The organism is Cryobacterium sp. Y62 (genome assembly GCF_002929785.1).
In the GTDB taxonomy this organism is placed as follows: Bacteria; Actinomycetota; Actinomycetes; order Actinomycetales; family Microbacteriaceae; genus Cryobacterium.
Genome location: NZ_PJJK01000048.1, coordinates 1 through 8,109, shown reverse-complemented (window position 1 = coordinate 8,109; position 8,109 = coordinate 1). Strand labels below are relative to the sequence as shown.

The 8,109-nt window shown below is 59.8% G+C and carries 6 protein-coding genes; 1 reads left to right on the top strand and 5 read right to left on the bottom strand.

All coding sequences use genetic code 11. From position 1 onward, the window contains the following. Window positions 1-484 precede the first annotated feature (484 nt). Together CXY71_RS00795 and CXY71_RS00790 are read right to left on the bottom strand one after the other, a co-directional pair. Window positions 485-2,023, bottom strand: coding sequence for a glycosyl hydrolase family 18 (locus CXY71_RS00795; protein WP_158252919.1), 1,539 nt, complete (start codon window positions 2,021-2,023; stop codon window positions 485-487). Between the two features lie 62 nt (window positions 2,024-2,085). Further along, window positions 2,086-4,368 carry a glycosyltransferase family 2 protein gene (locus CXY71_RS00790; protein ID WP_368665844.1) on the bottom strand — a complete coding sequence of 761 codons (2,283 nt, stop codon included), beginning with the start codon at window positions 4,366-4,368 and terminating at the stop codon, window positions 2,086-2,088. A gap of 290 nt (window positions 4,369-4,658) precedes the next feature. On the opposite strand from CXY71_RS00790, the gene CXY71_RS00785 reads away from it, so the two are divergent. Beyond that, window positions 4,659-4,859, top strand: coding sequence for a hypothetical protein (locus tag CXY71_RS00785; RefSeq protein ID WP_146072694.1), 201 nt, complete (start codon window positions 4,659-4,661; stop codon window positions 4,857-4,859). A 245-nt stretch (window positions 4,860-5,104) separates the two neighbouring features. Here CXY71_RS00785 and CXY71_RS00780 read toward each other — a convergent pair whose 3' ends face one another. The 3 genes from CXY71_RS00780 to CXY71_RS00770 form a co-directional block, all read right to left on the bottom strand. Continuing rightward, a complete protein-coding gene (locus CXY71_RS00780) occupies window positions 5,105-5,338 on the bottom strand; it encodes a transposase (RefSeq protein WP_104133829.1) in 234 nt (77 codons plus the stop codon). A gap of 150 nt (window positions 5,339-5,488) precedes the next feature. After that, entirely contained in the window at window positions 5,489-6,238 is a 750-nt protein-coding gene (locus CXY71_RS00775) for a response regulator transcription factor (RefSeq protein ID WP_233198066.1), read from the bottom strand. Window positions 6,239-6,323: 85 nt separating this feature from the next. Next, entirely contained in the window at window positions 6,324-7,616 is a 1,293-nt protein-coding gene (locus CXY71_RS00770) for a cell wall metabolism sensor histidine kinase WalK (protein WP_104133828.1), read from the bottom strand. Between the last annotated feature and the right edge of the window lie 493 nt (window positions 7,617-8,109).

The following is an 8,109-nucleotide window of genomic DNA, read 5'->3' as shown; positions in this document are numbered from 1 at the left end:
TGACAGTTAGAAACCTAGACGGAGAGCGGCGTGTACTCGTTAAGGCGCTCGGAAACCACCCACGGTTACGTCAGGAGAGCCAGTTTCCCGTTTTTGGCTTAGTTTCTAACCGTCGCTGACAATCTGAAGCTCGACCGGGCGTTTCTAAAATATGCATCCATCTTCTTCGCCTAGGAAAAGTCGGATACGAACACAAAGCGTTCGAACTGATGCCGACAAAGAAGGCCAATTTCACCATCATCCGCATGGTCCGCCTTCTCGAAATTTCCCGATTGGGATACTACGTCTGGCTCGGACGGAAGCCGTCGCACCGTGCCATTCGACGGAGGGGCATCGAACAGAAAGTGGCGCGGTTCCACGGTGATTCCGACGAGGTCTACGGTGAGCACAGACTCTGCGCCGACCTCCGCGCCGGCGGGGGAACCATCTCCGCGGAATGTTTCAGCTCAAGCGCGTGAGAGTGCTCTCGTCGAGCCGGATGCTCTTATTGCTGTGCCAGTTTTTCCGTCACCTCGGCTGCTGTCAGCAGGCGCCACGGGCCGGTCTCGCTGTTGAGGGCTGTGGCGCTCGGGCTGGCGGCTTGGTTCCACCATTTTGACTGGTAGGGCACGCCTGCGAGTAGTACGCGCTCGGTAGCCTCGTAGATTTCGGTCGGCGACCAGTTAGCGTAGCTTCCCTCTGGTAGAAGGATCTGCACCTGTGGCGTGTCGGTGGCCATCACGGGGCCTACGAGCTCCCAGGGAGTTTCGAATGCTTGGAGTGCAGCGTTGTCGGGGATATCGCCCTGGCTCCACCATTTGGTCTCGTATACGTTGCTGTTGCGCACAACCTTGGTGTTTTTGGCATATGTCGTGTCGGCTGACCAGATCGGATACGGGCTGGTCAGCGGGTTGTCTTTGATGATGGCCACTGGCACCGTCGTTGTCTGAGGCTTGAGCGCTGCGTCTGCTGATCCTGTGAGGGGCGGGGCACTTCCGGGAATGGCTGTGAACTTCGCGCCGAGAATGTCGGAGAAGCTCTGGTCGTTCTGGTCGACTCCGCTGCAGGCGTCAGACACTTGCTTAATGTCTACATAGTTTGGGCTGCAGGCGCGATCCCGGTTGAGCGACCACATCGACATCCGGCCGAGTTGCTTGTCTTGTGCGAAAGCATTCAGCGTGCGCGCATCGGCCAGGCCGAAGACCTCGTCAACCGTTCCATTCTGTCCGATCATCGGTGTCGCACCGATACGTGACCAGAGATCGGCATCGGTCATGGTGATGCCAGCGGCCGAGTTCAGTACGGCGAGCTGAGCGTGAGTGGCGTTAAGAGCGTCGATCGACGCATCCGCCATCGACGCAGTTGGTTTCTTGCTTTCGCCATATTCCATGGTCATGACGTTGACACCCGCGAGGTCGACGCCGGCGGTCAGAAGTTGCTCGACGGCCCGCTTACCATCGTCGGTGAGTCCGTGTGGAGCCACGGGAAGGGTCAGCCAGACCACCAGGGGTTTGCCGGCAGCTGCCTGCTCATCCTGCACTGTCTTGATTGCGGCGGCGCGTCGTTCACCGGCGGCCGAATCCGACAAGGCTGTGTTTTCAATGTCGAGGTCAATGTGCGACGTCTGGTACCGGTCAATAACTGTGGTGTATGCCTGGGCAAGTTTGGCGGTATTGGTGCACCCGGTGGCTAGCTCGTCGTTGATGGCGCCACCGAACGAGATCGTGGCATGGCCCCCTAGCTGGCTGAGGCGTGCAAGTCGACGATCTAGATCGAGGGATGCGGATGCCTCGTCCAGCGAATACGCCGTTCCCCACGTCGGCTCGCAGGGGTCATCCGTGGCGGCAACGATGAAGGAGAGTACAACGTTTTTTCGTGCGGTTGTGGTTGGCGCCTCGAAGGCGTAGCTCGGGGTCGCGGTCACGTCAACATAGCTGGCGAACCACGGATCGTAGGAGGCGACGGCGCGGGTGGCCGTCCACCACTGCCAGCCAGCGAAGCTGCCGGCGGTGAGGCCGAGCACGATGAAGGTGGCCAATGTCATTCGCCAGAATCCTAGCCGTCGGGTCGGTCGAACGTAAGTGGGCGAGGCGACACTCTGCCCGGTCATGAAAGTTCTTCGACGCGCGAGTGCAATTCGCGACTGGTTGATGACATGGGAAAGTCCCTTTCGTTGGACCAGCGAACTACTTCGCTACTTTTTGGCACGGGTGTGGTGAGTTGTGGGTGGTCAGATATTCCACCGTGATAGAGCACGGAACGCCAATTGAGCGACGGGCTCGGCGGTGTCGCCTGCGCTGGAACGAAATAACGATTGCGTTTCTTCTCGATCCACAGCCAGTTGGTAAGACCGAGCCAGACGTCAACGATCGAGTTCCAAATTCCGATGGTGGTAAGAATGGTGGCAAGAGCAAGCACCGTGTTGACGGCGGCGAAGAGAGCGTTGCCCCAGTTCTCCGACGAGATATTGCGCCACGCGGTGAAAGCGGAGAACGCGACGATCGCGTAGGGCGCGACAACGAACAGGAGGGGTGCTGACGTGCGGCTCTTGACCTTCGGAGTGCGGGCGAAAGGAATCTTCTTTCCGGTGATCGCTTGTTGCAGAGATTTGAGTACTCCGGCGAGGTTCACCGGTAAGAGAATGAGGTTGAGGCCGTATATGCGCAGAACGTCTGAGAATTTGTAGCCGTTGTAGCGCAGGTCGCTGCCCATGAGCAGAAAATACGGTAGCGATGCCAGCAGCACGGTTGGGCTGAGCAGGCGGCTGTCATAGGGGTAAACGAGCAGGAACAGCAGCCCGACGTTGGCCCAGGCGATCGAGCTGATGTAGTTCAGCCGAAGGCACAGCTCCAGAAGTGTCACCGGGTTGTCGGTTCCATGCCGGGCACGCACTTGCTTGAGAAATTTTGGAAGGATGAGCAGACCGCCGTTGGCCCACCGCCGGCGTTGCACGATGAGTGATCCGAAGTCCGGGGGAGTGGCACTGTAGCTGAGGCGTTCCGGGTAGTTGACCAGACTCCAGCCGTGCACGCCGAGGTCGATGCTCGATTCGGTGTCTTCAATTACAGTGCGGTCCTGCACGTAGCGTCGTACCTCAAAGCCGCCGACTGTTTCGACTTCAACAATGTCTTCCAGGGCGCGTTTGCGAATGACGGCATTAGCCCCGACCCAGAAGGCCGCTCCGAAGTGCGACATTCCCTGATGCAAAATGTGCTGAATGTCGGTAGTGGCGCCAGCCAACCGTTCGAGTCGGGTCGGTGCACCCCTAAATGATGAGTAGGGCGTTTGGGTGACGGCCACACGAGAGTTTTCAGACTGTTCCAGAAAGTAGACAAGCCGCAGGCAGTAATCGCGCAGCAGTACCGAGTCGGCATCGAGCGTGAGCAGGTAGACAGCATCGGGCACAATGAAGTTGGACTTGGTTGCGTCGAGTACCGGCCAGAGAATACTGCCGTTTGGGCCTTCTTCGCGCTGATAACAGCCGCCCATGAGGCCGATATAGGCGTTGAGGTTCATAGCTTTGTTGGCCTCATGCGAGAGCGATGAAAACTGCTTGCGCTCAAAGGTATCGACGGTAGCCGTGAACGTCCAGACGAGACGACGATGAAGCTCCATCATGCGTTTCGGTGACGGCGCCAAGTCTTCCCACGCGGCAGCGTCAAGCGCCGAACTGATGAGACCAAAATCGCTAGCGAGTCCGCCCAACACCTCGTCGACGAAGAACTTCTCAACGTGATCCCGGGTATCGTCTGTGTTGGTGTGGGTTTTGAGCCAGCGTGCAGCCCAGCGATAGTGGGCGGACAGTCGTCTGACGGCGTCGCCGGTCACCTCGGGCGAGTCGTTGAGTTCGAGTGTGTACAGATGCAGAGCTTCGGTAAAACGACGACTTGGTTCCGCCAATGCGTCATTGATCTCGTTGGCGATTCCGCGTGTCTCGTCCAGCCGACGCTGCACTGCAGGGTCGGCTGGATTGGGGTCATCGTCAATGAGTAGTACGAGTCGAATCGTGGGGTATTCCTGGAGTGCCGCCGACCAGAGAGTTGCACGAATGACTGACGGTTCCTCGGCATACGACGGTACGAGAACGGTCAGTGCACTGTGGTTTTCGGTGAAATGGTTGTCGAGAACGCTGCGTGGCACTCGTTGGTGATGTCGAAACCGTTGCAGAGCACCCTGGCGTGAGATGAGATACATGAGCGCCGAGAACATAAGAACGGTCACGATCACTACGTAAGCGAGGGCCTCGGTGGTGAAGCGAAAACCGGCCGTGCCCGAGTTGAGAAACTCGCGCACCACTGTGTAGATGACGTAAACCACCCAGAAAATGATCGTGGCGACAATGCCCAGGCGCCCTCGGAGTAGCTTTCCGTCGCTGGGGCGCGGATGCACGCTGGGTAGCGGGGTTGTTGATTTTTCTGACCCAAGTTGGTGTTTTCGGTTATCAAAATTGTTGAGTTTACGCAAGGACACTCCAGATATGCGATCGGGCAGCGGCGTGAGGTCCACTCAGAAAGGTGGATCCGTGAAATGTTCCCAGACGGGGAAACTTACCAATCGTGGCCAGAAAAGAAGTTATTTCAACTCCGACCGCGTAGGTAGTCCCTGTCGTGGGGTAATGCTCATGAAACGTGCCAACTCGCCCCGCTGAGAAAGACGGCGTCGCCTGGAAGGCGTCAGCTGTGCTGCTGCTCGTCGAGCAGAAGCTGCTTCGAACGCCACAACATGACGCAAATAAACAACGTGTTGTGCTTCGCGTGGGCGAACCCAACCTGCAGGGGGAGAAGAAGGTCATGACGGCTGCGAAGCGACGGCGGGTGGGGGAAATCGTCATCGCAAGAATTCCTGACTGTTTGCAGCACCAAGTCGACGCCGCCATCTGAGCGTGTCAGATCAGACTCAGGATTTGCGGCAGATCGCAGCCTGCGAATCGCAGGATTAACATAATTTAATGCACCCCTCATCTGGGGTAAAACCTTAGAATCGGTTGCTGTAAACCGTAGGCTGAGCCCCAGGGGACAGGTCAGCTAAGGAATCACATAGGCCGTTCCCTTTGGGAATGTCAGAGTGTTGTATTCGGGGCTCTGGTGATTGTGGGAACTAGGGTGCTGCTCACCTCTGTCTCGACTCACGACACGGGCGCAGCCGTTACCGTTGCCGTCGATCGTGCGTTTGGCGACGTAGTCTCGGGTGCGTTGGTCCTTGGTATCCGCACGAGCACGATGCGGTGGATCGAGGCGTGCGCGGCCCGGTCTTTCTCGCGGGACAGTCTGTGGCGACTGGACTTTCTTGACGATGCGGGGATCGGGGTGACGCCTGCCAGAGCCGCAAATTGAGTCTCTGTAGTTATGCGTGGTGTCACCGATGGTGACGAGTAGTTGCGATGCGACCGCGGCGCCGCCGTCCTTGATCAGGATCAATTCCGGGGTCTACCCTGCGGTGTTCGCGGAGGCGTTCCGGCCAGGCGTGAACTCTCCTGTATTAGCGCACCTCCTGCGCGGTGTGTGCGTCGTCAGAAGGGGCCATCGGCGAGCCGATATCCGACCCCGCGCACCGTTTCAATGCGATCGGCGGGTCCGATCTTCTTGCGTAGGTTGGCCACATGCACCTCAAGCGAGCGCTTGTCGGAGTGCGTCAGGAATCCGCTCACGTAACTGTCGCCGCGCATCTCGAGAATCAGCTCGGCCTTGCTGTGCACCTGGTCTGCGGGCTGCAACAGCCGCGCGAGCAGGTCAAATTCACTGCGGGTCAGCACAACGGCTGCCCCATCCACCTTTACTACGCGCCGCGCCTTATCGAGGCGCAGGCCATCGTGGTGCAGGCATTCGCTTGGCTCAAGCCCCGCCGCGCCCTGGAACGACGTCGACTCGACCGGGCCGAGCCCGGCCACGGCCGACGCTCGCCGCGGCACCGCGTCGATGCGGGCGCGCAGTTCGCCGATGCGAAACGGTTTGGCGACGAAGTCGTCGGCGCCGGCGTTGAGACCACGGACGACGTCGATCTCATCGAATCGGGCCGAGATCATAATGATGCTGCTCGTGGTGATCTGGCGGATGCGTTTGAGGGTCTCGAAGCCGTCCATGCCGGGCATGTTCACGTCGAGGGTCGTGAGCGTCGGGGCATGAACCCGTACGAGCTCGACGCCTTCAGCCCCCGTGCTGGCGAGCTTGACCTCGAAGCCGGCCTCGATGAGGATCGTCTCGATCACCTCGCCTACATCAGCGTCATCCTCGATGACCACTGCGATGCGTTCAGTATTCACGCTAGCCCCCGGTTCGTTCTGTCCTCTAATTTTGCCCAAGCCGCCTCAGCACATGAAAGCAAGAAAATTGTTGCTTCACGGGTGCTCAAGCAACAATTTGCTCATTCTCGTGACCAGACTGCGCCACTGCGTCCTCGTGACCGGAAAGTGCCAGCGGTAGGATCAGCTCGAACCTGCTGCCGCGTGCTGATGATTCGACTAGGCGCAGGTCGCCGCCGTGCCGCCGCGCAATGTCACGGCTGATGCCCAGGCCTAGCCCCGAGCCCTCCTGCGACGAGTGCCGCGCCGATTCGGTGCGATAGTACGGCTCGAATACCCGTGCGCGGTCGGCGGGGGCTATGCCGCATCCGCTGTCGGTGACGGCGAAGGTCACAGTGTTGACCGTGCGGGTTTCGCTTATGACTACCGTGCCGCCGACCTGATTGTATTTGATGGCGTTGGTCAGCAGGTTGTCGAACACCTGCCGAATGCGATTGGGGTCGATCTCGGTCCAGAGCGTGTCGGACGCGCTCACGTCGATCGACACCCCGCGCGCATCGGCTGCTGTGCGACTTGCCGCGAGGCAGTTCTCGATGAGCCCGCGCACGTCGGTGGCCGTGATGTGCAGTCCCAGCAGCGCAGTGCCGGTGCTGCGCGCGAGCAGCAGGTCCGCGAGAATCGTGTCCATCTGCTCGGCGTTGTGCACGATGACCCCGGCCCGACGCTCAATCGCCTGCGCATCATTCGTGTGCAGCACCAGCTCGGCATTGCCCAGAATTGACGTGAGTGGAGTGCGTAGCTCGTGCGTGACCGCTTCGATCAGGTCGTCGCGGGCCCGTACCGCTTGCTCGGTGAGGGCGGTCTGCGCCGCGAGTTGCACCTTTTTTCGACGGATGCGCGCACCCGACACCCCCGCAGCCCCCGCCAAAATCAGCAGCGTCAGCGGATAGGCCACGATACGGGTGAAATTGCCAGGTTCCATGTCTCCGCCGTAGGCCTGCAAGAGTCCCACCGGAGTTGTGATCACGAGAAGGGCAACGCCAGCCAGTATGCCCCGCCCGCCGAAAGAGTACGCGATCCAGATCATGGGCAGAATCAGCAGCAGGGCACCGCCCGAGAGTGTCGCGCCTTCCGCGTGCGCGGTGAATCGAATGCCGAGCAGGTCAACGAGCGGCAGCAGCACCGCAAACCGTTGCAGGACCGGCCGGTTATGGCAGATCAGGGTGATCAGGGTCGCCACGGTGATGACTCCGGCGCCGACGGCATAGAGAAGCGGGTCGAGGGCATCTGGTTGGCTGAGCAGTACCGCCGTGCCGACGATCACCAGGGCACCGAACACGGCGCCCTGAAACTCCAGCAGGGCTCGACCCATGTCGCGGTGTGCCTGATCTGTCCCCATGGACTCAGACTAGGGTTTCACGCGGCTATTACGGGGGTAAAGCCCCCTATGGGGGCCAAAGAAACTGGGGTAATCCTGTGGTTGGCGGGCCGAAATCTGCCGTGAATCCTGAGCCTGCTTTGGCATCACGATACGTATATGCATCTGCGTGGCGTTGCAAACAGTAAGAAACCGCTGCATGACGGCCCTGTTCACCCCGGCGCCTTGCAGCCGTTGCCACCGTTCTCGCACTGATGGTTGTGGTCTGGGCCTCGGCGGCACGAGCGCCATGGCCGAGCCCGCCGGTGTGCCCACGCTTCTTACCAGCTTTCCATCGAACCCGACGACCAGCGTCCTATTTTGTTCACGCCGACTGAAAATAGGGCCATAAACGGGCTCTCCTGACGTAACCGTGGGTCCGTTGGGAGCGCCTTAACGGCCGCACGCCGCTCTCCGCCTAGGTTTCTAACTGTCAAAGGTAAGAAACTCGGGAACGGAAAAAGCGGCGTGCGAA